The 25,325-nt window shown below is 72.4% G+C and carries 20 protein-coding genes; 11 read left to right on the plus strand and 9 right to left on the minus strand.

Annotated features, from left to right (window positions below; genetic code table 11):
* A partial coding sequence (locus tag ABZS51_RS36820) for a hypothetical protein (protein WP_355451241.1) occupies positions 1-486 on the minus strand: 486 nt, incomplete at its 3' end.
* A 276-nt stretch (positions 487-762) separates the two neighbouring features.
* On the opposite strand from ABZS51_RS36820, the gene ABZS51_RS36825 reads away from it, so the two are divergent.
* The 7 genes from ABZS51_RS36825 (at position 763) to ABZS51_RS36855 (ending at position 5,484) form a co-directional block, all read left to right on the plus strand.
* On the plus strand, positions 763-1,824 hold the full coding sequence (locus ABZS51_RS36825; RefSeq protein WP_355451244.1) for an ABC transporter ATP-binding protein: 1,062 nt from the start codon (positions 763-765) through the stop codon (positions 1,822-1,824).
* Positions 1,814-2,518 carry an ABC transporter permease gene (locus ABZS51_RS36830; protein WP_355451247.1) on the plus strand — a complete coding sequence of 235 codons (705 nt, stop codon included), beginning with the start codon at positions 1,814-1,816 and terminating at the stop codon, positions 2,516-2,518. Before ABZS51_RS36825 ends, ABZS51_RS36830 begins: the two co-directional genes overlap by 11 nt.
* On the plus strand, positions 2,515-3,213 hold the full coding sequence (locus ABZS51_RS36835; RefSeq protein WP_310708685.1) for an ABC transporter permease subunit: 699 nt from the start codon (positions 2,515-2,517) through the stop codon (positions 3,211-3,213). Before ABZS51_RS36830 ends, ABZS51_RS36835 begins: the two co-directional genes overlap by 4 nt.
* Positions 3,213-4,151, plus strand: a complete 939-nt coding sequence (locus tag ABZS51_RS36840; RefSeq protein WP_310708686.1) for an ABC transporter substrate-binding protein — start codon at positions 3,213-3,215, stop codon at positions 4,149-4,151. Before ABZS51_RS36835 ends, ABZS51_RS36840 begins: the two co-directional genes overlap by 1 nt.
* Before the next feature lie 76 nt (positions 4,152-4,227).
* Positions 4,228-4,686, plus strand: coding sequence for a flavin reductase family protein (locus ABZS51_RS36845; protein WP_355451293.1), 459 nt, complete (start codon positions 4,228-4,230; stop codon positions 4,684-4,686).
* Positions 4,687-4,765: 79 nt separating this feature from the next.
* Positions 4,766-5,065: a type II toxin-antitoxin system prevent-host-death family antitoxin gene (locus ABZS51_RS36850; protein ID WP_355451251.1), complete on the plus strand. Its 300-nt coding sequence runs from the start codon at positions 4,766-4,768 to the stop codon at positions 5,063-5,065.
* Positions 5,062-5,484: a type II toxin-antitoxin system VapC family toxin gene (locus tag ABZS51_RS36855; protein ID WP_355451254.1), complete on the plus strand. Its 423-nt coding sequence runs from the start codon at positions 5,062-5,064 to the stop codon at positions 5,482-5,484. Before ABZS51_RS36850 ends, ABZS51_RS36855 begins: the two co-directional genes overlap by 4 nt.
* Before the next feature lie 71 nt (positions 5,485-5,555).
* Here ABZS51_RS36855 and sppA read toward each other — a convergent pair whose 3' ends face one another.
* A complete protein-coding gene (sppA, locus tag ABZS51_RS36860; protein ID WP_355451257.1) occupies positions 5,556-7,253 on the minus strand; it encodes a signal peptide peptidase SppA in 1,698 nt (565 codons plus the stop codon).
* Between the two features lie 104 nt (positions 7,254-7,357).
* On the opposite strand from sppA, the gene ABZS51_RS36865 reads away from it, so the two are divergent.
* The 3 genes from ABZS51_RS36865 (at position 7,358) to ABZS51_RS36875 (ending at position 12,537) form a co-directional block, all read left to right on the plus strand.
* Entirely contained in the window at positions 7,358-8,806 is a 1,449-nt protein-coding gene (locus ABZS51_RS36865; RefSeq protein WP_355451260.1) for an ATP-binding protein, read from the plus strand.
* Positions 8,807-9,008: 202 nt separating this feature from the next.
* Complete coding sequence (locus ABZS51_RS36870) at positions 9,009-9,236, plus strand: hypothetical protein (protein WP_355451263.1); 228 nt, start codon at positions 9,009-9,011, stop codon at positions 9,234-9,236.
* Positions 9,237-9,504: 268 nt separating this feature from the next.
* On the plus strand, positions 9,505-12,537 hold the full coding sequence (locus tag ABZS51_RS36875; protein WP_355451266.1) for a glycoside hydrolase family 38 C-terminal domain-containing protein: 3,033 nt from the start codon (positions 9,505-9,507) through the stop codon (positions 12,535-12,537).
* 4 nt (positions 12,538-12,541) lie between these two features.
* Here the strand turns inward: ABZS51_RS36875 and ABZS51_RS36880 are convergent, their stop codons facing one another.
* From ABZS51_RS36880 to ABZS51_RS36900, 5 genes are all read right to left on the minus strand, one after another.
* Complete coding sequence (locus tag ABZS51_RS36880; protein WP_355451269.1) at positions 12,542-14,464, minus strand: S8 family serine peptidase; 1,923 nt, start codon at positions 14,462-14,464, stop codon at positions 12,542-12,544.
* A gap of 217 nt (positions 14,465-14,681) precedes the next feature.
* Entirely contained in the window at positions 14,682-16,952 is a 2,271-nt protein-coding gene (gene glgB, locus ABZS51_RS36885; protein ID WP_355451272.1) for a 1,4-alpha-glucan branching protein GlgB, read from the minus strand.
* 127 nt (positions 16,953-17,079) lie between these two features.
* On the minus strand, positions 17,080-18,276 hold the full coding sequence (locus tag ABZS51_RS36890; protein ID WP_355451275.1) for a copper amine oxidase: 1,197 nt from the start codon (positions 18,274-18,276) through the stop codon (positions 17,080-17,082).
* A 1-nt stretch (position 18,277) separates the two neighbouring features.
* Complete coding sequence (locus tag ABZS51_RS36895) at positions 18,278-18,946, minus strand: hypothetical protein (RefSeq protein ID WP_355451278.1); 669 nt, start codon at positions 18,944-18,946, stop codon at positions 18,278-18,280.
* Between the two features lie 199 nt (positions 18,947-19,145).
* Complete coding sequence (locus ABZS51_RS36900) at positions 19,146-22,448, minus strand: BTAD domain-containing putative transcriptional regulator (RefSeq protein ID WP_355451281.1); 3,303 nt, start codon at positions 22,446-22,448, stop codon at positions 19,146-19,148.
* An 87-nt stretch (positions 22,449-22,535) separates the two neighbouring features.
* Between ABZS51_RS36900 and ABZS51_RS36905 the strand changes: the two genes are divergently transcribed.
* On the plus strand, positions 22,536-23,390 hold the full coding sequence (locus ABZS51_RS36905) for an NAD(P)-binding domain-containing protein (protein WP_355451284.1): 855 nt from the start codon (positions 22,536-22,538) through the stop codon (positions 23,388-23,390).
* 38 nt (positions 23,391-23,428) lie between these two features.
* Here the strand turns inward: ABZS51_RS36905 and ABZS51_RS36910 are convergent, their stop codons facing one another.
* Together ABZS51_RS36910 and ABZS51_RS36915 are read right to left on the minus strand one after the other, a co-directional pair.
* Complete coding sequence (locus tag ABZS51_RS36910) at positions 23,429-24,802, minus strand: phosphotransferase (protein ID WP_355451287.1); 1,374 nt, start codon at positions 24,800-24,802, stop codon at positions 23,429-23,431.
* Positions 24,803-24,805: 3 nt separating this feature from the next.
* Positions 24,806-25,325, minus strand: a 520-nt coding sequence (locus ABZS51_RS36915) for an alpha-glucosidase C-terminal domain-containing protein (protein WP_355451290.1), incomplete at its 5' end; no start/stop codon positions are given.

Below are 25,325 nucleotides of genomic sequence, written 5' to 3' on the forward strand. Positions count from 1 at the left end.
ACCGTCGGGGCCCAGGTCCGCGACGACCTGCTCGCCGCCGGGATCGGCCGTCCCGAGCAGTACACGGTCATCCCGCCCGGAGTGCGGCTCGCCGGCCGTGTCGGGCGCCACGTCGAGCACCCAGGCCAGCTCGGCGCGGTCCAGGCCGCACACCTCGGAGAGCAGCAGCACCTCGCGGTGGTGCGGGCGCAGCTCGTGCAGCGCGCGCTCCACCAGGGCGGAGGCGGGATCGATGAGGGGATCGACGACAAGGGGCGTGTAGGCGACGTCGCGGCGGCCGATCTCGCGGCGGGCGAGCGCGTACAGCGCGGCGCGGGCCGGGACGGAGGCGGGGACGGCGGCGAGGACGGACATCAGGACGTCGGCCGCGGAGCCGGGGTCGCCGAGCTGGTCAGCGCAGTACGCGAACAGCCCGGCGGCGTGACTGTCGTAGAGCTCTGCGACCAACTCGGCGCGGGCACGCTGGTCGGTGAGCGGCTGGGTCACGGGCCGTTCCTCTTGCTGGTGTTGCGATGCGGGGGTGGAGAAGGGGCCTGCGGTACCGGTGTTCTTACCGATGGTGAGGCAATCATGCCAAGTCGCCACCATCGGCGCATCACTAGATCCCGTTTTGTTGCGAATTCCCGCTGGTGGGGTGAAGCGTTTAACCCTCGGGGCGACGCGACACACCCGTATCGGGGGTCATAGGGTGGGCCCGAAGAGATCTTGCGGCGGTCGTGGCAGGGGGGGCCGCGGCCCTGCCCGGCAAGCGAGAGGTCGCGCGTGATCACATTCGACGCCGTCACGAAACGTTACGCGGACGGCACGGTGGCCGTGGACGGCCTGACCCTTGAGGCGCCCACGGGGGAGATCACCGTGTTCGTCGGGCCGTCCGGCTGCGGCAAGACGACGTCCCTGCGGATGATCAACAGGATGATCGACGCGACCGAGGGGCGAATCCTCCTGGACGGCAAGCCGGTGCAGGGCATCGACCCGCCCACCCTGCGGCGCGGCATCGGGTACGTCATCCAGCAGGCCGGCCTCTTCCCGCACAAGAAGATCGTCGACAACGTCGCCACCGTCCCGCTCCTCCTGGGCTGGGACCGCAGGAAGGCCCGCGCCAGGGCCATGGAGCTGCTCGAACGCGTGGGCCTCGACACCGCGATGAGCGAGCGCTACCCGTTCCAGCTCTCCGGCGGCCAGCAGCAGCGCGTGGGCGTGGCCAGGGCGCTCGCCGCGGACCCGCCCGTGCTGCTCATGGACGAGCCGTTCAGCGCCGTCGACCCGGTCGTCCGCGCCAGCCTCCAGGACGAGCTGCTGCGGCTCCAGGCCGAGCTGAACAAGACCATCGTCTTCGTCACCCACGACATCGACGAGGCCATCAAGCTGGGCGACCGCGTCGCCGTGCTCCGCGTCGGCGGCAGGCTGGCACAGCTCGCCGCCCCCAAGACGCTCCTGTCGGAGCCGGCCGACGACTTCGTGCGGGAGTTCCTCGGCCACGACCGGGGCATCCGCCGCCTGCAGTTCGTCTCCACCGAGGGCCTGCGGCTGCGCACCGACCTGACCGTGCCCGCGGGCTTCTCCGGAGGCTCGCCGGAGCCCTGGGTGCTCGTCGTCTCCGAGGACGGCCGGCCGGTCGGCTGGGTGCCGGGCGCCGGGAACGGCGCCCCCGAGCCGTACGGCACGTTCCGCCACGGGCACGACTCCATGCGCTCCGCCCTCGACGCGGCGCTGCTGTCGCCCTCCGGCTGCGCGGTGGCGGTCGACGAGGAGGGCAAGGTCGTCGGCGTGGCCACTCGGGAGGCCCTGGACGAGGCGCTCGCGGAGGCCGCCGATGTCGGGTGAGCGGATGTCCCTGCCGATGGTCGCCGACGGGCCGCCGTCCCTGTGGGAGTGGGTCGCCCGCAACTGGGACACCGGCCGGGTCGGCAGCATCAAGGACCTCCTCGGCGACCACCTCGTCATGTCGCTGGCGCCGATCGTCGTGGGTCTCCTGCTCGCCCTGCCGCTCGGGCTGGCCAGCGTCCGCTGGCGCTGGCTCTACCAGCCGACGACCGGGCTGTTCAACGTCGTCTACGCGCTGCCGTCGCTGCCGGTCTTCATGCTGCTGATCTCGGTCACCGGCCTGTCCAAGACCACGGTGATCATCCCGTTGACGTTCTACGCGATGGCCGTGCTCATCCCCGCCGTCGTGGACGGCCTCGGCGCGGTGCCGGACCACGTGCGCCAGTCGGCCGTGGCCATGGGCTTCACGCCGCTGCGCCGCCTCGTCCAGGTCGAGCTGCCGATCGCCGTGCCCGTCGTGCTCGCCGGGCTGCGAGTGGTGGCCGTCTCCAGCATCAGCCTGGTCAGCGTCGGCGCGCTGATCGGCCAGGGAGGGCTCGGGATGCTGTTCACCCGCGCGTACCAGAACCCGTTCCTGCCGCCGGTCATCGTCGGCATCGTGCTCATCGTGGCGCTCGCGCTGGTCGCCGACGGGCTGCTCGTCCTCGCGCAGCGGCTGCTCACTCCCTGGGTACGAGCCAGGAGGACCTCGTGAGCTGGCTCAGCGACTTCTTCGGCGACCCGGCCAACTGGTCCGGCCCCGACGGCATCCCGGCCCGGCTGCTGGAGCACCTGGAGTTCTCGCTGCTGGCACTGGCGCTGGCCATGCTCATCGCGATCCCGCTCGGGCTGCTCATCGGGCACACCGGCCGGGGCGGCGTCCTCGTGGTCGTCACCGCCAACCTCGCCCGGGCGCTGCCCACGCTGGGCCTGCTGGTGCTGTTCGTGCTGCTGCTCGGCACCGCCTCGATCCTGCCGGTCGTCATCCCCCTGGTGCTGCTGGCCGTGCCCCCGATCCTGGTCAACACGTTCGAGGGCATCAGGGGCGTCGATCCCGAGCTGCGCGACGCCGCGTACGGGATGGGCCTGACCGGCGGGCAGGTGCTCGGCCGGGTGCTGGTGCCGGTGGCGCTGCCGCTGATCCTGCTGGGGCTGCGGCTGTCGGCCATCCAGGTGGTCGCGACCACCACGGTCGCCGCGTACACGGGGCTGGGCGGCCTCGGCCGATTCGTGATCGACGGCTTCGCCACGAAGGATTACGCGAGCGTCGTCGGGGGTTCAGTACTGATTGTGCTGTTCGCACTCGCGGTGCAGCTCGTCTTCACGCTTCTCCAGCGGACGACGGTCTCGCCCGGCGTCAGCCGGCGGGTGAAGGTCCGCCAGGTGACCTCAGAAAGGGAAACAACGTGATGAGACGTAGGTTCGGCACCGCGGCGGTGCTGCTGACGGCGGCACTCGCCCTGACCGCGTGCGGTGGCGGCGGCGGGGGCGGAGGCAACCCGCTCGACACCACGAGCGCGGCGCCCAGCGGCTCCACCTCGGGCACCTCGGGCGCGGGCGGCGGCAAGGCCGTCATCGGCTCGTTCGACTTCGACGAGAGCGTGCTGCTCGGCTCCATCTACGCCCAGGCGCTGGAGGCCAAGGGCGTGCAGGTCGAGGAGAAGCCCCGCATCGGCAGCCGCGAGGTGGTCTACGACCAGGTCAAGAGCGGCGGGCTGACGGTCGTGCCGGAGTACAACGGCAACCTGCTGGCCTTCATCGACCTGCAGAACAAGGCGTCCACGACCGACGACGTCAACGCGGCGCTGAAGGAGAAGCTCCCGGCCGAGCTGGAGGTCCTCACCTCCTCGCCCGCCGAGGACAAGGACACCCTCTCCATCACCAAGGACACGCAGGCCAAGCAGTCCCTCAACACCATGGAGGACCTGGCCAAGGTGTCGAAGACCATGATCGTCGGCGGTCCGCCCGAGTTCAAGAAGCGCTGGGAGGCGCGCTTCAAGGAGGTGTACGGGCTGGAGTTCAAGCAGTGGAAGTCGACCGGCCCGACCACGGCCGACGCCATCAAGGACGGCTCCATCCAGGTCGGCAATGTCTTCTCCACCGACCCCAAGATGACGGCCAACAACCTCGTGCCGCTGCAGGACCCGAAGAACATCTTCCCCGCGCAGAACGTCACGCCCCTCGTGAACAAGGCCGCCGCGACCGACACGATCAGGACCACGCTGGACGCGGTCTCGGCCAAGCTGACGACGCAGTCGCTGCTGGACATGATGCAGAAGATCAGCGTCAACAAGGACGAGCCGGCCACGGTCGCCAAGGAGTGGCTGACGGGCAACGGCCTCGCCTGACCCGGTGACGGGCCCTCTCGCTCCGGGGGCCCGTCATCACCCGTCGTCGGAGGGGACCTTGGAATTCACGGAGGCGATGGCCCAGCTCGCCGCCGGGGTGGCGGTGGTGACCGTACAGGATGGGCGGGACGACCTCGGCACCACGGTGTCGGCGCTCATGTCCGTCTCCCTGGACCCGCCCCTCGTGCTGGTCAGCCTGGCCGCCCGCGGCTACCTCTGCGAGGTGCTGCTGCGCCAGGACCGCTGGGCGGCCTCGATCCTGTCGTCCGGCCAGGCCGCGATCGCCAGCCGCTTCGCCACCGCCGGCCGTCCCAGCGCCCGCCACCTCGTGGCGGGCGTCCCGCACCACCGCGGCCCGCACTCGGGCGCGATCATCGTCGAGAACGGCGTCGCGGCCGTGGAGGCGGAGACGACCCAGGTGGTGCCGGCGGGGGACCACACGCTCTTCCTCGCCCGCGTCCTGGCCGTCACCTACGTCACCCCGACCCTGGCCCCCCTGATCCGCCTCCGAGGCCGCTACCGCCCGATGGGCTGAAGACCGGCTGTTCCGCGGCATGCCGGAAGAAAGGTGCCACGTGGTGGCACAGTGTGGCGTTGCTGAGTACCGTGGCTGTATGAGCGAAGCCTGGCGCGAGCCTCCTGAGATCAACCAGCGGGACCTGAAGAACCGTACAGGCGAGATCATGGATGCTATCGAGCGTGGCAAGTCGTTCACGTTGACCCGTCACGGACATCAGATCGCGACGGTGATCCCGATCAGTCGACGCAGAACGTTCGTTCCTAAGGAACGCTTCCTGGCAGTGTTCGAAAACGCTCCGATCATCGACGACGAGGAGTTGGAAGCCGATGTCCGAGCGGCCTTCGACGACGCCGGCGAGGACCCGTGGGAGCGAGCCGAGCGGATCCCCGAATGAACGGCCCTCCCGCAGCCGGACTGCTCGACACCAATGTGATCATTCTTGCCGCCGGGCTCGATCCCGACGAGCTGCCTGACGCGCCGGCCATCAGCACCATCACGCTCACGGAACTCTCGGTCGGGCCTCTGGCGACAGACGATCCGCGCAAACGCGCCACCAGGCAGGACGTCCTCGCCCGCGTCGAGGCAGAGTTCGAGCCTCTGCCGTTCGACGTGGCCGCGGCCCGTGCCTTCGGGCAGGTGTACGCGGCCGTCAAGGAAGCGGGGCGCAATACACGCGGCAACACCGCGGACCTGCTCATCGCCTCCGTGGCGATCGCCAACCGGCTTCCGCTCTACACGGTGAATCCTGCTGACTTCAAAGGATTGGAGGGTCTGCTGACTGTCCGCCAGGTGACACATCCGCATCGGCGTTGACGAGCGAGCCTCGTCGACGGTCCACAAACTCCTCGGCCGTCACAAGGTACGGGCCGAGGAGCAGACGGACGTCAGCGGATGGCATACCAGCCCGGCAGGGCGAGCGGTCCCGCGGCGGGCAGGCCCAGCTCGGCCGACAGCCGCGCCAGCGGCCCCCAGGCGTCGATCCGGACCCTGGTCAGCGCCGCCGCCTTGTCCTCGCTCGACTCCGCCCCGCGCAGCCGCTCCAGCGGGTGGACGCGCGGGTAGAGCCGCACCGGCGCGTCGTCGGCCAGGCCCGCCCGCTTGCGGGCCACGCCCAGCGCGTCCTCCAGCCCGCCCAGCTCGTCCACCAGCCCGCGCTCCTTCGCGTCGGCGCCGGTCCACACCCGGCCCCGGGCCAGCTCGTGGGCGCGCTCGCGGGTCAGGTCGCGCGACTGCGCCACCTTGCCCACGAAGTCGTCGTAGATGCGGTCCAGCCAGGCGTTCACCCGCTCCCACTGCTCGGGCGAGAAGCCGCGCGTGGTGGAGAACATCCCGGCGTTCGCGCCGCCGGCCACCAGCTCGGAGTTGATCCCGATCCGGTCCAGCAGCTCCGACAGCACGGGCTTGCCGCCGAACACGCCGATCGAGCCGGTCAGCGTCCCCGGCTGGGCGACGATCACGTCCGCGGCCATGGAGACGAAGTAACCGCCCGAGGCGGCCAGGTCGCCCATCGACACGATGACGGGCTTCACCTTGCGGGTCAGCACCACCTCGCGCCACACGGTGTCGGAGGCCACGTACGAGCCACCAGGGCTGTCCACCCGGAACACGACCGCCTTGACGTGGTCGTCCCGCCGGGCGGCGCGCAGCGCGGCGCTCACCGTGTCGGACCCCATCGCGCCGCCGCCCCCGAGGGGGCTGCGCCCGCTGCGGCCCATCCTGATCTGCCCGTGTCCCTGGACGAGCGCGATCCCGTCGGCGGTGGGCTGCGGCAGTTTCCGCACGGCCGCCGCCTTGGCGTACCGGGACACGTACTGCAGGTGCGCGTCGGTCCCGGCGGCCCGCTTGACCTCCTCGTACACCTCGTCCCGGTAGGCCAGCCCGTCCACCAGCCCCGTCTCCAGGGCCTCGGACGCGATGAACGGCCCGCGGTCGACCAGCTCGCGCACCTTGGCGGGGTCCAGCCGCCGCCCCTCGGCGATGCCCGCGACCACCTGCTCGACGACGGACTCGACGATCCGCTCCATCGACTCGCGGTGCGGCTCGGTCATGTGGTCCTGGGTGAAGGTGTTGGCGGCGGTCTTGTACTCGTGCCGCTGGCCCAGCTCGTACCCGACGCCCAGCTTGTCCAGCGCCCCCTTGACGAACCGCTGCTCCAGCGCCACGCCGGTCAGCCCCACGTCGCCGCTCGGCTGGAGGTAGACGCGCTCGAAGGCGCTCGCGAGGTAGTAGGGGACGGTTCCGTTGCCGAACTCGCCGTACGTCTCGGCGAAGGCCACGGTGAGCTTCCCGGAGGCGCGGAACCGCGTCACGGCCTCCCGCAGCTCCTGCGCCACGGCCAGCCCGAGCGGGTTCCCGCCGACCTTCACGACCAGCGCCTTGACCCGGGAGTCGGCGCGCCCGCGCTTCAGCCCGGCCAGCACGTCGGCCAGCCGCGGCTTCCGCATGGACAGCACGGCGGACAGCGGGTCGGTGGGCGGCCCCTCGGTGAGGCCCTCGGTCAGGTCCAGCTCCAGGACCAGCGGGGCGGTGCGCCGCTGACGAAGCCTGTCCACGGTCTCGAAGATCGCCTTGCCTGCGTCCATGAAGCCACCCTAAGCGACACATCTCGGACGTACGCAGCCGTCTTCGGAGGGACCCATAGAAGTGTGCTCCTTAGAAGTACGGTCCTTAGGTATATGGTTCAATCGTGTCCGAGAGTCTCGCCAAGCCAGCTCACATCTTCGACCGTGACCGTGAATGGGAGGGATTGGCCAGGTTCGCCACTTCGCCGAGTCCGGACGTCCGGCTGGGCATCGTCAGTGGCAGGCGCCGCCAGGGGAAGACCTATCTCCTTGACGCGCTCGCCCGGCAGGTCGACGGGTTCTTCTTCGCGGCGACCGAGGCGACGGAGATCGAGTCTCTGGCGCGCTTCGGGCAGGCCCTGGCTGCTCACACAGGGGGCGGCCGATACGCGTTCGACGACTGGGAAGAGGCGCTGGAGCGGCTCTTCGCGGTGATTCCGCGCGGGCTCATCGTGATCGACGAGTTCCCGTACCTGAGCAAGGCCTCACCGGCGTTGCCCTCGCTGATCCAGCACGCTCTCGACCCCCGCGGCCCCGCGCGGCAGGGCGAGGCGCGCCTGTTGCTGTGCGGTTCGGCGCTGGGGGTGATGGGCCGCCTGCTGGCCGGCAATGCCCCTCTGCGGGGGCGGGCCAGCCTCGAACTGATCGTCCGGCCGCTGGACTATCGCGCCTCGGCGAAGTTCTGGAACATCGGCGATCCGCGTCTCGCCGTCCTCGTCCACTCCGTCGTCGGTGGCACGCCCGCGTACCGGCGCGAGTTCGTGGCGGGCGACGCGCCCGAGTCGCTGGAGGACTTCGGCCCCTGGGTGCTCCGCACGGTGCTGAATCCGCAGACGCCGCTCTTCCGCGAGGCGCGCTACCTGCTGGCCGAGGAGACCGACATCCGCGACACGGCGCTCTATCACGGAGTGCTCGGCGCCATCGCCTCCGGCAACGCGACGAGAGGCGGCATCGCCAACCACATCGGCCGGAAGTCTCCGGACATCGGTCACCAGCTCACGGTCCTGGAGGACGCCCGCCTGATCGGCCGCGAGGCCGACGCCTTCCGCAAGGGCAAGACGCTGTACCGCATCCGCGAGCCGCTCATCGTCTTCTACGAAGCCGTGATGCGGCGCGAGTGGACCCGTCTCGACCGTGGTGACCGTGATGCCGCCTGGGCGAATTCCCAGGCCACGTTCCTCTCGCAGGTGGTGGGCCCGCACTTCGAGGAGATCTGCCGGGAGTGGGCCATGTCGGCGGGGCCGGAGGTGTTCGGCGAACTGCCGGGCGAGGTAGCGGCGGGCACCGTCGCCGACCCGCACAACCGCACGCAGATCGAGGTGGACGTAGCCGTCCTCGCACAGGAGGAGCCGGGGCGCCCACGGCGCATCCTGTCGCTGGGGGAGGCCAAGTGGGACAGGAGGATGACGGCGGGGCACGTCGCCAGGCTGCGGCGCGCGCGGGACCTGCTGGCGGTGAAGGGGTACGACACGCGGGACACGCTGCTGACGTGTTACAGCGGAGCGGATTTCGACGCGGACCTCCGCGCCGACCGCGACGTGCGGCTGATCACCTTGGCGGACCTCTACGGATGACGGCCTGCGCACGCACCAGGAGATGAGGTCGCCCCTTCGTCGACCACGACACCAACCAGCCCCCGGGCGCACGGGCTGGTCGGTGTCACAGGCGGGACCTAGCAGGTGACCGCGGCGGAGGGCCGTGGCGGTGAGCACCGCGCAGAGCCGGGGTAACAGGGGTAACAGTCGCATCCGGGTCTCCTCCTGTCGTTCCTTGGGCGTGCAGGGGTCATGCCGGGGTCAGGACGGCCTCGATCCCGCGGGGGCCCGGCTGCGCTTCCGCGGCGCCAAGCTGCTGCTCGGACTCTTCCTGGCCACGCTCGTGCTGCCGGGCGAGGTGACGATCGTGTCGCAGTACGTCACCGTCCGCAGCCTCGGCCTGGCCGACACGCTGCTCGGCGTGGCGCTGCCCGGGGCGATCGCCATGCTCAACGTCCTGCTCAACTGATCCGCTCACATGAACCGGCCGTCACGGCACCGCTCGGGCCTGGAGGCCCTTCCGCGCTGTCATTTCCTCCCGGACGTGAACGCCCGGGGTTCCACGCCAGATTCCGCTGAACGGCACGTTCACCTCCAACCCGCGGCTGATCGCGGCGGGCACGATGATCTCCTTCGTGCCTATCGTGGTCGTGTTCGCGGCGCTCCAGCGGTATTTCTTCCGAGGCGTCGAGGAAGGCGCGATCAAAGGTTAGCCATCCAGGCAATCAGGAGTTCAGATGCATGACGACCGCAAGCTTGTCGAAGGCAGGTTGAAGCGGGTCCTCGACGAGCGCATCCGGCCGGCCGTCCACCCGGAGTCCGTGCCCCTCGACGTGGCCGTCTGGCACGCCCCCGGCGAGCCGGTGCCCGTCGCGGAGGGCCTGTCGGCCACGCCCGAGCCGATCGCGGCCGGCGACCGATGGGGCGCCCCGTGGGGGACGAGCTGGTTCACCGTCACGGGCACGGTGCCGCCGGAGTGGGCGGGCCGTACCGTGGAGGCGATCCTCGACCTCGGCTTCGACCGGAACATGCCCGGCTTCCAGTGCGAGGGCCTGGTCTACCGCCCCGACGGCACGCCGGTGAAGGGCCTGCACCCGCTCAACGACTGGGTCCGGATCGGCGCGCCCGTCGAGGGCGGCGAGGAGGTGCGGCTGCACATCGAGGCCGCCTCCAACCCGGTCATCCTCGACTACCACCCGTTCCTGCCGACGCCGCTCGGGGACAAGGAGACCGCGGGGACGCAGCCGCAGTACACGCTGGCCCGGATGGACCTGGCCGTCTTCGACGAGACCGTGTGGCAGCTCGTCATGGACCTGGAGGTGCTGGGCGAGCTCATGGCGGAGCTGCCCGTCGAGGGGGCCCGCCGCTGGGAGATCATGCGGGCGGTCGAGCGCGCGCTCGACGCGGTGGACCTCCAGGACGTCAACGGCACCGCGGCCGCCGCCCGGGAGTGCCTGGCCGGCGTGCTGGCCACGCCCGCCGCGCCGTCGGCGCACCGCGTCAGCGCCGTCGGCCACGCGCACATCGACTCCGCCTGGCTGTGGCCGCTGCGCGAGACGGTCCGCAAGGTGGCCCGCACCACCTCCAACATGACCGCGCTGCTGGAGAGCGAGCCCTCGTTCGTCTTCGCGATGTCGCAGGCCCAGCAGTGGGCCTGGGTGAAGGAGCACCGGCCCGAGGTGTGGGCCAAAGTCGTCAAGGCGGTGGCGGCCGGACGGTTCGTCCCTGCGGGCGGCATGTGGGTGGAGTCCGACACCAACATGCCCGGCTCGGAGGCGATGGCCCGCCAGTTCGTCCACGGCAAGAGGTTCTTCCTCGACGAGTTCGGCATCGAGAACGACGAGGTGTGGCTGCCCGACACGTTCGGCTTCGCCGCCGGCCTGCCACAGATCATCAAGGCCGCGGGCTCCCGATGGCTGCTCACCCAGAAGATCTCGTGGAGCCAGACCAACACGTTCCCGCACCACACGTTCCTGTGGGAGGGCATCGACGGCACCCGGATCTTCACCCACTTCCCGCCGGTCGACACCTACAACTGCTCCATGAAGGGCAGCGAGATCGCCCACGCGGCGCGCAACTTCAAGGACAAGGACCTGGCGCGGCACTCGCTCGCCCCCACCGGCTGGGGCGACGGAGGCGGCGGCGCCACCCGGGAGATGGTCGCCAAGGCGGCCAGGATGCGCGACCTGGAGGGCTCGGCCGTGGTCACCTGGGAGACGCCCGCGGAGTTCTTCACCAAGGCCGAGGCCGAGCACCCGCGCCCGGCCGTCTGGGTGGGCGAGCTGTACCTGGAGCTGCACCGCGCCACGCTCACCAGCCAGGCCAGGACCAAGCAGGGCAACCGGCGCAGCGAGCACCTGCTGCGCGAGGCCGAGCTGTGGTCGGCGACCGCCGCCGTGCGGGCCGGCCATCCCTACCCGTACGAACGGCTCGACCGGCTGTGGAAGACCGTGCTGCTGCACCAGTTCCACGACATCCTGCCGGGCTCGTCCATCGCCTGGGTGCACCGGGAGGCCGAGAAGACGTACGCGGCCGTCGCCGGGGAGCTGAACGCGATCATCGACGCCGCCCAGCGGGCCCTCGCCGGCGACGCCGGCGCCGGGACGAGGCTGCTGTTCAACTCCGCGCCGCACACGCGGGACGGGGTCCCCGCGGGCGGCGCCCAGGCCCCCGTCATGGCCGGCGGCACGACCGCCGGCCCGCGCGAGGGCGGCGGCCACGTCCTGGACAACGGCCTGCTGCGGGTGGAGGTGGACGGCCGCGGCCTGGTGGTGTCGGTCCACGACATCGCGGCCGGGCGCGAGGCCGTCGCCCCCGGCCAGGCCGCCAACCTGCTCCAGCTCCACCCCGACTTCCCCAACATGTGGGACGCCTGGGACGTGGACGCGTTCTACCGCAACACCGGCACCGACCTGGTGGAGGCCGACGAGGTGGCGCCGGGGGAGGAGCCCGGCACGGTCAGGGTGACCCGCTCCTTCGGCCGCTCGAAGGTGACCCAGGTGCTCGGCCTGCGGCCGGGCGCCAGGCGGCTCGACATCGACACCGAGGTCGACTGGCACGAGACGGAGAAGTTCCTCAAGCTGGCCTTCCCGCTGGACGTCCGCGCCGAGCGGTACGCCTCCGAGACCCAGTACGGCCACGCCTACCGCGCCACGCACACCAACACGAGCTGGGAGGCCGCCAAGTTCGAGGCGTGCAACCACCGCTTCGTGCACCTGGAGGAGCCGGGCTGGGGCATCGCCCTGGTCAACGACTCCACCTACGGCCACGACGTGACGCGGACGGTCCGCGACCTCGACGGGGGCACCACCACCACGGTCCGCGCCTCCCTGCTGCGCGCGCCGCGCTTCCCCGACCCGGAGACCGACCAGGGGGTGCACCGGTTCCGGCACGCGCTCGTGCCGGGGGCGACGGTCGGCGACGCCGTGCGCGAGGGGTACGTCGTCAACCTGCCCGCGCGTCACCTGCCCGGCGACGCGGAGGTCGCCCCGCTGGTCACGCTCGACAACGACGCCGTCGTCGTGACGGCCGTCAAGCTGGCCGACGACGAGAGCGGCGACGTGGTCGTCCGCTTCCACGAGGCCCACGGCGGCCGGGCCGCGGCCACCCTGACCGCGGGCTTCCCGGTCAGCCAGGTCACGGTGACCGACCTGCTCGAACGGCCTCTGACCGAGGCCCCGCGAGAGGGCGGCGTCACGTGGCGCGAGGACGGCACGGTCGCGCTGCGCCTGCGGCCGTTCGAGCTGGTGACGCTGCGGCTGCGCCGCTGACCAGCTACTCGGCCAGGGTCCTGGCCGCCTTCTTCAGGGAGGCGGCCTTGGCCTTGGCGCTCAGCCGCACCTTCTCCGCGCTCGCCAGCTTCGCCGTGCCGTTCGTCCCGTGGGCCCAGGTCAGCCAGCCCGCCAGCAGCGAGGCGTCCAGCCGTTGCCGGGACGTCTTGGACGCCTTCAGCACCCGGTACGCCGTGCCCAGCGACGACGCCTTGGTGATCTCGGGGAACACCTTGCTGGCCTTCTGCACCAGCTTCAGGTAGCAGGTCAGCGTCGCGTCGGGGATCGTGCCGCTGGAGCGGTGGATCTCCACGGCCCACTGCCTGGCCGTCAGCCGCTTGGCGGTCTTGCCCCTCGTGCAGACCGGGGCCGGGGCGGCGGTGGCGGTCGGGGTGGGGGTGATCGTCACCGTGACCGTGACGGTGGGCAGCGGGATCGGGCTGGACGGCGGCGTGGGCGTGGGATCGGGGTCGCCGTCCGTCGGGTCGGGCTCGGGCGCCGGGCCGCTGCCGTCCGTGGGGTCCGGCTCGGGGCCGGGGTCGTCGCCTGTCGGGGCGGGGGCCGGCGTCTGGCTGACCGTCGGCTGCGGGCTCGCGCCGCCCAGCGCCGCCAGCACGTCCAGGCGCGGCGTGACCACGTCCTTGTCGTTCGCGCGGTACGCGTACGGCCTGCCGGTCGAGGTGAGCCTGGCGATCAGGTCGGGCATCGGCGTGTCCGGCGACTGCGCCTTCAGCAGCGCCAGCGCCCCGGCCACGTGCGGCGAGGCCATGGACGTACCGCTGTGCACGGCCTTCTGGTTGTCCGGCACCGACGACTCGATGTCCACCCCGGGCGCGAACAGGTCGACCAGCTCGCCCCGGTTGGAGAAGTCGGCGATGACGTCGTTCCCGTCGTTGGCGCCGACGGCCACGGCCGACGAGACGCAGGCCGGGAACGACACGCCCTCGTAGTACTCGTTGCCGGCCGCCGCCACGGTCGCGATGCCCTTGGCGAGCAGCGCGTCGACCAGCGGCTTGAAGACCTGGCCCTCCTCGCTGGTGTCGCAGGAGGTCTCGTGGAGCATGCCGCCGAGGCTGAGGTTCACCGCGGCGATGGGCGTGGACAGCTCGGCCACGTGCTCCATGGCCAGCCGCAGCGACGACTCGTACGCCAGCAGGCAGGACGGCTCGCCGCACACGCTCTCGTCGTCCACCCGGCTGAACACCTGGATCGCCACGATCTTCGCCTCCGGCGCCACCCCTTCGGCGCCCGCGGCGATGCCGGCGACGTGCGTGCCGTGCTCGCACAGGTTCACGCCGCCGGCCAGGCACCTGGCCGTGACGGCGTCGGCCGCGCCCGCGCCGACCATGCTGGTCTGGCCGTTGGGGCAGAGCGACGTGACCCCCTCGTCCACGGCGGAGAAGCACGCCTCCGCCACGACCCGGCCGCCGAACGACGGGTGGTCCAGGTCGATGCCGGTGTCCAGGACGGCCACCGCCTGCCCGGCGCCCTTGAACCCCTGCGCGTGCGCCTGGTCGGCGCCGATCAGCTGGAGGTTCGACACCTCGGACGGGGGATAGGCGCGGTCCCGGTGGACGGCGGTGACGCGCGGGTCGTCCGCCAGCGCGGCCAGCTCCTCGGCCGTGCCCTCCACGACCATGAACGGCTGCGTCCGCGACCGCAGCACCACGTCCACGCTCTCCTCGGCCGCCCGGGCCGCGATCGGCTCGCGCTGGGCCGGGTCGGTCAGCTCCACGATCGCGCGTACGGTGCCCTGGTCGAGCGCGAGGCCGTCCTCCAGCTTCTCCTCGGGAGTGCTCGGTGTGGGCGCCGGTTGCGCGGACGTCTCGGGGGAGGCGGTGGGGTCGTCGGCGAGGGCCGGGACGGCGGGGGCTGCCGTGAGCAGGGCCAGCGTGGTCACCCAGGTGACCAGGGAGCGAAGTCGCACGCGTCCTCCGAGCAGGGGATGATCTCGGAGTTTAGGGTGATTTATCCGGCAGGCACAGGGCTGGAGACGGTTTCTCAGCGAACTCTGGGCGACCTCTCAGCGACGGCGAAGCGCATAGACCCACGCCGCGACGACCCCGGTCGACGGCGGAACGACGACCCCGGGCCCGTCCGGTGGCGTCGGGCCCGTCCAGTCTCCCGGACGGGCCCGTACGTGATCACAAGGTCTCGGGCCGCTCCTCGGCCCGCACGGCCTGGTCGAGCGCCGCGGCCTGCTCCTCGATCCGCGCGCTCTCGTCGAGCGCCGCGGCCTCCTCCTCGGCGGGCGACGGCTCGGCCTCCGGGGCCTCCTTCAGCAGCCACACCACGCCCAGCGGCGGCACCCGCAGCCGGGTCGAGTACGGCAGCCCGTGCCAGGAGTCCTCGGCCGCCTCCACGGCTCCCAGGTTGCCGACTCCGCTGCCCCAGTAGGCGTACGCGTCGGTGTTGATCACCTCGGCCCACTGCCCGCCGTACGGCAGGCCGAGCCGGTAGTCCTCGTGCGCCGCCCCGCTGAAGTTGGCCACGCAGGCCAGCGCGGACCCGTCAGCGGCGTACCGGACGAACGAGAAGGTGTTGCCCGAGGCGTCGTCGGCGTCGATCCAGCGGAACCCCGCGGGGTCCGTGTCCAGCTCCCACAGGGCGGGCGTCTCGCGGTAGCGCGCGTTCAGGTCGCGGACGAGCTGCTGCACGCCCTTGTGCCCGTCGAACTCCAGCACCCACCAGTCGAGCCCGCGCTCCTCCGACCACTCCGAGCCCTGGCCGAACTCGCCGCCCATGAACAGCAGTTGCTTGCCCGGATGCGCCCACATGAACGCCAGCAGCGCCCTGAGCTGGGCGAACCGCTGCCACTCGTCGCCCGGCATCTTGCCCATGAGGGAGCCCTTGCCGTGCACCACCTCGTCGTGCGACAGGGGCAGCACGTAGTTCTCGGAGTAGGCGTAGATGAGCGAGAACGTCAGCTGGTGGTGGTGGTACTGCCGGAAGACCGGCTCGTGCTGGAGGTAGGCCAGCGTGTCGTGCATCCAGCCCATGTTCCACTTGAACCCGAACCCGAGCCCGCCGAGGTGGGCCGGCCGCGACACGCCAGGCCAGGCCGTGGACTCCTCCGCCACGGTGGAGATGCCCGGAGCCTCCCGGTAAACGACGGCGTTCATCTCCTTGAGGAACTCGACGGCGTCGAGGTTCTCGCGCCCGCCGTAGATGTTGGGCGTCCACTCGCCCTCACGGCGCGAGTAGTCCAGGTACAGCATCGAGGCCACGGCGTCCACCCGCAGCCCGTCGATGTGGAACTCCTTCAGCCAGTACAGCGCGTTGGCCACCAGGAAGTTGCGCACCTCCCTGCGGCCGAAGTCGAAGACGTACGTGCCCCAGTCGGGCTGCAGGCCGCGCTTGGGGTCGGCGTGCTCGTACAGCGGGGTGCCGTCGAAGCGGGCGAGCGCCCAGTCGTCCATGGGGAAGTGCGCGGGCACCCAGTCGAGCAGCACGCCGATGCCGGCCTGGTGCAGCCGGTCCACCAGGTGGCGGAACTCGTCGGGCGTGCCGAACCTCGCCGTCGGCGCGTAGTAGGACGTCACCTGGTAGCCCCACGACCCGCCGAACGGATGCTCGGCCACCGGCAGCAGCTCCACGTGCGTGAACCCCATGTCGAGCACATACGCGACGAGCTGGTCGGCGAGCTCCAGGTACGACAGGCCGGGCCGCCACGAGCCCAGGTGCACCTCGTAGATGCTCATCGGTCCGCGCTGCGGCTGCTCCTCGCGCCGCCGCCCCATCCACGCCTCGTCGTCCCAGGCGTACGCGGTCTGCTCGATCACCGACGCGGTCTGCGGCGGGACCTCGGTGCGGCGGGCCATCGGGTCGGCCTTGTCCCGCCACACGCCGTCGGCGCCTAGGATCTGGAACTTGTACCGCTCACCCACCCCCACGTCCGGGACGAACAGCTCCCACACCCCGGAACGGCCCAGCGAGCGCATCGGATAGGCGGTGCCGTCCCAGTGGTTGAAGTCGCCGACGACCCGGATGCCGCGCGCGTTCGGCGCCCAGACGGCGAACGCGGTGCCGTCGACGTCCTGGTGCCGCATGACGCGGGCGCCGAGGACCTCCCACAGCCGCTCGTGCCGTCCCTCCCCGATCAGGTGCAGGTCGACCTCGCCGAGCGTGGGCCAGTGACGGTACGGGTCGCGGACCTCGTGCGGCTCGCCGCCGGGGTACTGGACGCTCAACGTGTACGCGGGCACCTTGTCGAGCCCGGACACCGTGCCCTCGAACACGCCATGTGCCTGGTGTTTCAGCTCGTGAGCCGTCCCGTCCTCCAGCATCACCCGCACCCGCTCGGCCAGCGGGCGCAGGGTGCGGAACGTCACACCACCCGCCACGGGGTGCGCCCCCAGTATCGAGTGGGGATCGTGGTGCGCCCCACCCGCGAGGCGGTCGAGCTCTGTCCTCATCGGCATGCTCCCAACCCTGCCCTACGACGACCGTCCATCCCAGCCACTGCCCGCTTTCACGGCGACAATCACCGAAAGTTGGGAATACCTGGTGTATGTCCGGGCACCGGCCGTTCGAGGGGCCGGGTCAGGGAGTCGGGTTCTTGGCCGTGACGTCGCGCGGGGTGACGCGGAAGCCCTGCCAGTGCACGGGCATGGGGTCGGCGTCCTCGTCGCGGGCCACATGGTGGAAGTCGACGTTCACCCAGACCACCGGGTCCGTCAGCCGCTCACCGTCGGCGTAGCGGTCGACGGAGTCACGGCAGCGCGGCAGCGGGTTCTGAGTGGCCAGGCGCTCGCACGCGTGGTACTGCGTGACGTACAGGTCGGCCCGGGTGAACGCCTCGTCGGCCGGGCCGCGGTACTCGGAGCTGTCGGGGTTGTCGATCTGCCAGGACACGGGGTGCCGGTCGGCGTTGAGCGCCTTGGGGTCGAGGACGCGCCACCAGCGCATGGGCGCGTTGACGGCGCTGGTCTCGTGGGTGAAGCGGGTGCGGACCATGAAGCGCCGCTTCGTCCCGGTGCCCGTGAAGTCGTACTGCTCCACGGCGTCGCGGGCGCCGCCGTGGACGTCGAAGTCCAGCCGCCAGAACACGTTGTGGCTGTGGGACTCCTCGAAGTGCCGCCGCCCGACGCCGATCGGCCAGCCGTGCCCCGGCGTGGTGACCGTGCCGGCCAGCGACCCCGTGGCGCCGAGGCGCGGGGTGATGGAGCCGTCGTCGCCGAACACCCACTCCGCGACGTACGCGTACCAGCCCACCTGGTAGGCCGACAGCACCACCAGCTCCTGCCCCTGCCGGGACCTGCGGAGCTCCTCGTCGCCGAAGCCGTCCTTGAGCAGGGCGTGGCCGCGTGCCCTGGTGGTGACGCACACCTTCGTGCCGCGCCGCTCCCCGCCCGGACAGTCGGCCGCGCCCAGCGCGATGGCGGACTCGCCGAGCGAGCCCAGGTCGTGGTAGCGCGGCTCGCCGCTGTCGTACGGCACGTGGATCTGCGCGAGCGCCGCGCCGCGCAGCACGTTCTGCGGACCGTTGCCCTTGGGGACGTAGACGACGTGGTTCAGGGTCAGGCCCTCGATCGTGCGCATCTCCCAGCACATCCGCCAGCGCGCGCCGTTGGGCAGCGTCTGGTCGACGAGGTACGGCGAGCCGCACGCGGCCCCGGCCGCGCCGCCGGGCGCCGAGGCCACGACGGGACCTTGTGCCGAGGCCAGCACGGCGCGCGGGGCCGGGGCGGCGTGGGCCGCGGCGATGACGAAGGCCGCGAGGGCGATACGGAGGAACACCTCACCACTCCAGGATCTGAACCTTCTTGGCGGACAGGTCGGCGACGACACGGCTGGTGTCCAGGAACGTGCCGTCCGGCAGCCGTACGAACAGCCGCACGCACCGGTGCGTGGCGCAGGCTCCGTGCCGCGCCGTGTAGATCAGCCCCCGGAGCCACAGGTCGGCCGTGGAGCCGAGCGGCTTGCCGGCGGCCCGCCGGTAGGCGGTCCTGACGCCCTCGCCGAGGCGCGGGTGCGCGAGCAGCAGCTCGGCGGCGCGCGTCTCCTCGCGGTGGGACGGGGGAGGCTGGGTGCCGGTGCCGGAGACCTCGCGCACCACCTTGCCCTCGCCGAGATCCACGGTGCGGACGGTCAGCGTGTCGGTGCCGTAGTCGTAGACGTACGCCTCGGCCCGCCGGGCGCCCTCGCCGGCCTTGGCGTCGTCGCGCTCCACGTAGAGCAGCTCGGCCCGGCCGGCGGCGAAGTGGGCCCGCGGGCCGGCGGAGGTGGCGATGTCGCCCGCCCGCTGGATCTCCGCGTCGGACAGGGGATCGCCCGGCGCCGGGGAGACCGCCGCCGGCAGCGCCGCCCGCGCGGTGAGCGGCGCGCCGTCGCCGGGGAGCAGCACGACGGCGGCGGTCATCACCGCCACGACCCCTGCTGAGACCGCGAGCACAGTCACGCCGCGCATGCCGGCTCCTTTACTCTTCGTTTGCGAGCACCTGCGAAGAGTAATCGTCCAGGACGCGGCCCGCGGCGGAACGGCGAGATTGCCCGGCGATTCCGGCCCCCGGGCGCGGAGCGGGGCCGCAGCCGGTGGGACGGACGTGGCGGCGTGGCGGGGGGACGGACGTGGCGGGGCCGGCGGGCAGGGGGCAGACGGGCAGGCGTCAGACGGGCTGGGGGAGCAGGGCGTCCAGCGGGGCGTGGGTGCCGCGGGACAGGGCCGCGGCGAGGGCGTCGTCGCCGAGGGCGGCGCGGACGGCCGCCGTGATCCGGTCCACGTCGCCGCGCTCGCCGGGCGGCAGCGGCGCCCCCGCGGACTCGCGCAGCGCCGCGGCCTTGCCGAGCAGCCGCGCCGCCTCCTCGTGCTCCCCGGTGAGTACGCGGCTGCCCGCCAGTCCCTCCAGGGCGAGCGCGGTCGCGCGGGGGTCGCCGACGTGCCGTGCCACCGCGAGCGCCCCGAGGTGCAGCTCCTGGGCGGCGGCCGCGTCGCCGCGCAGCTCCGCGACGAACCCGAGCTCGGACAGGATCAGCGCCTCGCCGGGCGCGCCCGACACCTCGCGCACCCAGCCGATCCACTTGCGCAGCAGCCGCTCCGCCTCGTCCAGCCGGCCCTGCCTGCGAGCGCCCAGCGCCAGGCCGACCTCGGCGAACTCCTCGGCGGGCCGGTTGGACTGCGCCACGGCCAGCTCCCTGGCCCGCCCGTGGAGGTCCTCGGCCTGGGCGTGGTCGCCGGTCAGCATGGCGATCCGGCCGAGCCGCGACAGGGCGTCGCAGGCCGCCCCCCACAGGCCCAGCTCCTCGGCCATCCGCAGCCCGTCGCGCCGCAGCTCGGCGGCCTGCTCGTAGTCGCCGGTGATCTCGGCCAGGGTGCCGAGGTTCTCCGCGGCCCGCATCTCGCCCCACCTGTCGCCGGCCTCGCGGAAGAGCGCCAGGCCGCGCTCGCCGTCGTGCCGGAGCGTCGCGAGGTCGCCCCGCATGCCCGCCCATCTGGCCCGGATGCTCAGCGCGGCGGCCGTGCCCCACCCGTCGCCCAGGGCCTCGAAGCCGGCCAGCGCCGACTCGATCAGCCCCATGCTGACGGACAGGTCGTCGAAGCCGAACAGCGCGAACCCGGCGAACCACCGCGCCATGGCCCGCTCCGCCGGGTCGGTGACCGCCTCGAACAGGCCGGCGTCGACCGGGCGGGGCCGCCCGGCCAGCGCCTCCAGCCCGTCCAGCCAGAGCCGCGCCCGCGCCCCACCGGAGTCCGCCGGCCCAGGAGCGGACGGCCCAGGAGCGGACGGCCCCGGAGCGGACGGCCCAGGAGCGGACGGCGCGGGGCCGGACGGCGTCGGGGCGGACGCGGGCACGGACAGCGCCGTCTCCAGGGCTCGGCGGCCCTCGCCCAGCCTGCCGCGCAGTACCCAGTACCAGGCCATCGCGTTCACCAGCCGGATCGCCTCGCCGGCCGCGCCGAGCCGTACGGAGTGGTCGATGGCGGCGCGGACGTTGGCGCTCTCGGCGTCGAGCAGCGTGAGGACGCGGCGCTGCTCGTGCCCGCGCAGGTACGGCTCGGCGCGCTCGGCCAGCTCGGCGTAGTGGCGGGCGTGCCGGAGCCGGACGGCGTCCAGCTCACCGGTCTCACCCAGCCGGTCCAGGCAGTAGGCGGCCACCGACTCCAGCAGCCGGTACCTGCCGTCCGCCGATCGCACCACCAGCGACCGGTCCACCAGGCGGGCCAGCGGGCCGAGCACGTCCAGGCCGGGCTCCCCGCAGACCGCCTCGGCCGACTCCAGCGTGCAGCCGCCGGTGTGGACGGCGAGCCGGCGCAGCACCACCCGCTCCTGCTCGCCGAGGAGCTCCCAACTCCAGTCGATCATGGCGCGGAGCGTCCGCTGCCGGGCCGGGCCGCCGCGCAGGCCGGGGGCGAGCACCCGGAACCGGTCGTCGAGGCGGTCGGCGAGCTGGCGGGGCGTGAGAGCCCGCAGCCGGGTGGCGGCCAGCTCCAGGGCCAGCGGGATGCCGTCGAGCCGCTCGCAGATCTCGACGAGCGCGCCGCGTCCGGGCTCCTCGGCGGCGGGCCGGAGGCCCGCCCGGGACGTCAGCAGCTCGACGGCGGCCTCCACGCTCAGCGGGGGGACGCTCCACAGCGCCTCGCCGGAGACGCGCAGGGACTCCTGGCTGGTGGTGAGGACCCGCAGCCCGGGGGCGGCGCCCAGCAGGCGCCCGGTCAGCTCGGCGACCTCCTCGACCACGTGCTCGCAGTTGTCCAGCACGAGCAGCGTCTCACCGGTCCCCGGCGCCGCCGCCAGCCGGTCCGTGAGCCGATCCGCCAGCGACCCCGGCATGTCGTCCCGCAGTCCCAGCGCCGCGGCCACCGCCTCGGCCACCCCGCCGGACCCCGCCGCCATCCCGCCGGACCCCGCTGCCATCCCACCGGTCGCCGCCATCCCGCCGGGCGCGGACGTGGCCGCCCTGGCGGGCGCGGACGCGGCCAGCTCGACCAGCCACACGCCGCCCGGGAACGTACGGCCCGGGTCCGCGGCCACCTCCAGCGCCAGTCGCGTCTTGCCGACGCCGCCCGGTCCGGTGAGCGTGACCAGCCGGTGCGCGTCCAGCAGGGCACGCACCTCGGCCACCGCCCCGCCCCGGCCGACCAGCGGGGTCAGCGCGGCCGGCAGGTTCGCGGGAGCCGGGAACGGGGCCGGGGAGGGGGCGAGGGAAGAAGGGGGTGAGGGCCGGGGAGGAGGCTCCAGGGCTGGGTCGCGCTGCAGTATGGCCTGGTGCAGCGTCACCAGCTCCGGCCCGGGGTCGATGCCCAGCTCGTCGGCGAGCCGGGTACGCAGGTCGGCGTAGCCGGCCAACGCCTCGCCCTGCCGCCCGGCCCCGTACAGGGCGCGCACCTGGGCGGCCCGCAGGCGCTCGCGCAGCGGGTGCTCGGCGACCAGGCCCGCGAGGTCGGCCGCCAGGGGGCCGTGCTCGCCCAGCGCGAGCCGCGTCTCGGCCAGCTCCTCCAGCGCCACCAGCCGCTGCTCCTCCAGCCGGGCGACCTCGGCGCGGGCGAACTCCTCGTCGCCGTGGCCGGCGTACGCGGGGCCGCGCCAGAGCGCCAGCGCCTCGGTCAGCAGCGCCCGGCGCTCCGGGAGGCCGCCGCCGCGCCGGGCGCGGTCCAGGAGGGCCTCGAACCGGTCGGCGTCCACGTCGAGCGCTCCGCCGGTTCGCAGCACGTAGCCCCGTCCCTGGTGGACGATCAGGTCACGGTCGCCGACGACGCGGCGCAGCTGCGACACCTTGACGCGCAGCGCGGCCGGCGCGCCGGCGGGAGGGTGGTCGCCCCACAGGTCGAGGATGAGCCGGTCGGTGGAGACGGGAGTGCCCCGGTGCGCCAGCAGGTCGGCCAGGAGCGTGCGGACCTTCAGCTCCGGCACCTGGACGGGCTCGCCGCCGGGCGCCCACACCGCCAGAGGGCCCAACACCCCGAACCTCATCAGCCCCCCATAACGCTCTCCGAACCGCACCATAACGCCGGTCCGGCACCGTGGATTCCCGTCGCCCCACAACCTAAGGAATCCTGAATGTCTGAGAATATTGCGGTTCTTGGCCTCGGCCTCATGGGCACCGCCCTGGCCGAGACCCTGCTCGCCGCCGGCCACCGCGTCACCGTCTGGAACCGCTCGGCCGCCAAGGCGGACCCCCTGACCGCCAAGGGTGCCACCGGTGCCGCCACCGCCGCCGAGGCCGTCGCGTCCGCCTCGCTGGTGATCGTCTGCGTGCTGGACTACCAGGCCGCCCGGGAGATCCTCGACGGCGCCGACCTGGCGGGCCGTACGGTGCTGAACCTCACCAACGGCCGCCCCGCCGAGGCCCGCGACACCGGCCGCCTGGTGGCGGAGCGTGGCGGCGATTACCTGGACGGCGGCATCATGGCCGTCCCGCAGATGATCGGAGGGCCGGGCGCACTGATCCTCTACAGCGGCTCCCCGGCCGCCTTCGACCGGTACGAGGACGCGCTCAAGCCACTGGCCGAGCCCCGTTACCTGGGTGAGGACCCGGGCCTCGCGCCGCTGTACGACCTGGCCATGCTCACCGGCATGTACGGCCAGATCGCCGGGTTCCTGGAGGCGGCGGCGCTGATCGCGTCAGAGAAGCGGCCGGTGCGGGAGTTCACCGAGACGCTGCTCGTGCCGTGGCTGCACGCGATGGCCTCGGCCCAGCCGCGCTTGGCCGAGGAGGTCGAGAGCGGCGACTACGCGACCGAGGTCTCCAACCTGGAGGTCAACCGGGTGGGCGTGGCCAATCTGGTGATCGCCTTCGAGGAGCAGGGGGTCCGCCCGGACCTGCTGCTGCCGATGAAGGAGCTCATCGACCGGCGGGTGGCGCGCGGCCACGGCGCCGAGGGCCTGTCCGGGCTCATCGAAGAACTGCGCTGACGCGCCACAGGGCAGAGCGCCACACGAAGCCTGACGCGTCAGAGGCCGGTGCGGCGGAAGGCGGCCAGCGGGATGCCGATCCACGCGGGCCGGTTGCGGGCCTCGTAGCCGACCTCGTAGACCGCCTTGGCCATCTCGAAGGCCCGCAGCAGGGCCGCGTCGCCGGCCGAGATGGTCCCGCCGCCGTCGGTGTAGCCGTCGAGGAAGGCGGTCCGGTTACGGGCGGCCCACTCCTCGGCCTTCGGCTCCAGCGACGCGGCGTCGGGCCGCCCGGCCAGCAGGTGCCTGGCCGCGTAGTCGAACGAGCGGAGCATCCCCGCCACGTCCCGCAGGGGCGACGACAGCGCCGTGCGCTCGGCCAGCGGCTGCCCTGGCTCGCCCTCGAAGTCCAGCACCACCCAGTCGGTGTTGGTGCGCATCACCTGGCCCAGGTGGTAGTCGCCGTGGACCCGCTGCACGGGCACCTCGGTGGTCAGCTCCTGGACCCGGTGGTAGACGGCCTCGATCGCGCCGACGTGCTCGCGCAGCTCCGGCACCTCCGCCACGGCCCTGCCGAGCCGTTGCCTGAAGCCCTCGGACATCCGCTTGACCTCGTGCGTCTCGATGACGTCGGTGGGGAACGCCTCGGCCAGCTCGTGGTGGACGCGCGCGGTGGCCGCGCCGAGCCGGAAGGACTCGCCGGCGAAGTCGCCGCCCGCGTCGGCCGCGCTGACGCCGGACACGGTGGCGTAGAAGTCGCGGACGCTGGCGAGCGCGAGGTCCCAGCCGTCGTTGGAGTTCGACAGGAACTCCTGCATGAACGCCAGCGTCGTCGGGACGCCGTCGAGGTCGGTCTCCACCCATCCGTACGGCTGGGCGATGTGCGGCGCGTGGCGCTCGGCGAGCGCGGTGACGATCTCCAGCTCGGGATTGATCCCGGGGACGAGCCGGCGGAACAGCTTGCAGATGTACGCGTCGCCGAACACGAGCGAGGTGTTGGACTGCTCGGCGCCCAGCACGAGGCTGCGCAGGGAGGTGTCGATCTCCAGGTCCGGGAGGTGGCGGAAGCGCACCGTCTCCCAGTCGCAGTCGCGTCCCATGCAGTCGAGCAGCCACGGGGTGAGCTCGTGGTCGTGGACCGCGTCGTAGGCGTACCAGTCGGAGTGGGAGGGCCCCTCTTGGAAGGTGTACGGGCCGTAGTTGCCGATCAGCGCGTGCGAGAGCCGTTCGGGCAGGTCGGAGCGCATGCCGAGGAGCAGCTGGTAGCGGTCGCGCGTGCCTTCCTGCCACACCGACACGATCAGGTGACGCAGGCCGGGGTCACCGGACTCGATCGTGGCGTCGGAGTCGATCGACACTCTGTCGATCGGGCGCCCCTTGCCGCCGAACCATCGTTGACGACCGATCCATGCGGCAAGGAGCTCCTCAAGCACGTCCTATTCCTCCTGGGTGGCTGCCGGCGGGAGGGTGAACCAGTAGAACCCATGCCCCGGAAGCGTCAAAAGATACGGAAGCTCGCCAATTGGTGGGAATGGGACCCCGCCCATCGTCTCGACAGGTGAGACGCCGACGAATCTCCGCAGGTCCAGCTCCACCGGCTGGGGGAAGCGGGACAGGTTGTTGACGCACAGCATCCGGTCGTCGCCCAGCTCGCGGACGAACGCCAGGACGCTCGGGTTGGAGGAGTTGAGCTCGATGAACTCGCCGAGCCCGAACACCGGGTGGCGCTTGCGGATCTCGATCATGCGCCGGGTCCAGTGCAGCAGCGAGCCGCCGTTCTTCTGCTGCGCCTCGACGTTGAGACCCTGGTAGCCGTAGATCGGGTCCATGATCACCGGCAGGTAGAGCCGCCCCGGGTCGCAGTCGGAGAACCCGGCGTTGCGGTCCGGGTCCCACTGCATGGGGGTGCGCACGCCGTCGCGGTCGCCCAGCCAGATGTTGTCGCCCATGCCGATC

The organism is Nonomuraea sp. NPDC005501 (assembly GCF_040605905.1).
Taxonomy (GTDB): Bacteria; Actinomycetota; Actinomycetes; order Streptosporangiales; family Streptosporangiaceae; genus Nonomuraea.

Bases quoted from the DNA above. Each gene is read 5' to 3' on its own strand.
- sppA (WP_355451257.1), bottom strand. From the start codon at position 7,253: ATGGACGCAGGCAAGGCGATCTTCGAGACCGTGGACAGGCTTCGTCAG.
- ABZS51_RS36855 (WP_355451254.1), top strand. From the start codon at position 5,062: ATGAACGGCCCTCCCGCAGCCGGACTGCTCGACACCAATGTGATCATT.
- glgB (WP_355451272.1), bottom strand. From the start codon at position 16,952: ATGAGGACAGAGCTCGACCGCCTCGCGGGTGGGGCGCACCACGATCCC.
- ABZS51_RS36875 (WP_355451266.1), top strand. From the start codon at position 9,505: ATGCATGACGACCGCAAGCTTGTCGAAGGCAGGTTGAAGCGGGTCCTC.
- ABZS51_RS36900 (WP_355451281.1), bottom strand. From the start codon at position 22,448: ATGAGGTTCGGGGTGTTGGGCCCTCTGGCGGTGTGGGCGCCCGGCGGC.
- ABZS51_RS36850 (WP_355451251.1), top strand. From the start codon at position 4,766: ATGAGCGAAGCCTGGCGCGAGCCTCCTGAGATCAACCAGCGGGACCTG.
- ABZS51_RS36830 (WP_355451247.1), top strand. From the start codon at position 1,814: ATGTCGGGTGAGCGGATGTCCCTGCCGATGGTCGCCGACGGGCCGCCG.
- ABZS51_RS36895 (WP_355451278.1), bottom strand. From the start codon at position 18,946: ATGCGCGGCGTGACTGTGCTCGCGGTCTCAGCAGGGGTCGTGGCGGTG.
- ABZS51_RS36840 (WP_310708686.1), top strand. From the start codon at position 3,213: ATGAGACGTAGGTTCGGCACCGCGGCGGTGCTGCTGACGGCGGCACTC.
- ABZS51_RS36905 (WP_355451284.1), top strand. From the start codon at position 22,536: ATGTCTGAGAATATTGCGGTTCTTGGCCTCGGCCTCATGGGCACCGCC.
- ABZS51_RS36845 (WP_355451293.1), top strand. From the start codon at position 4,228: ATGGCCCAGCTCGCCGCCGGGGTGGCGGTGGTGACCGTACAGGATGGG.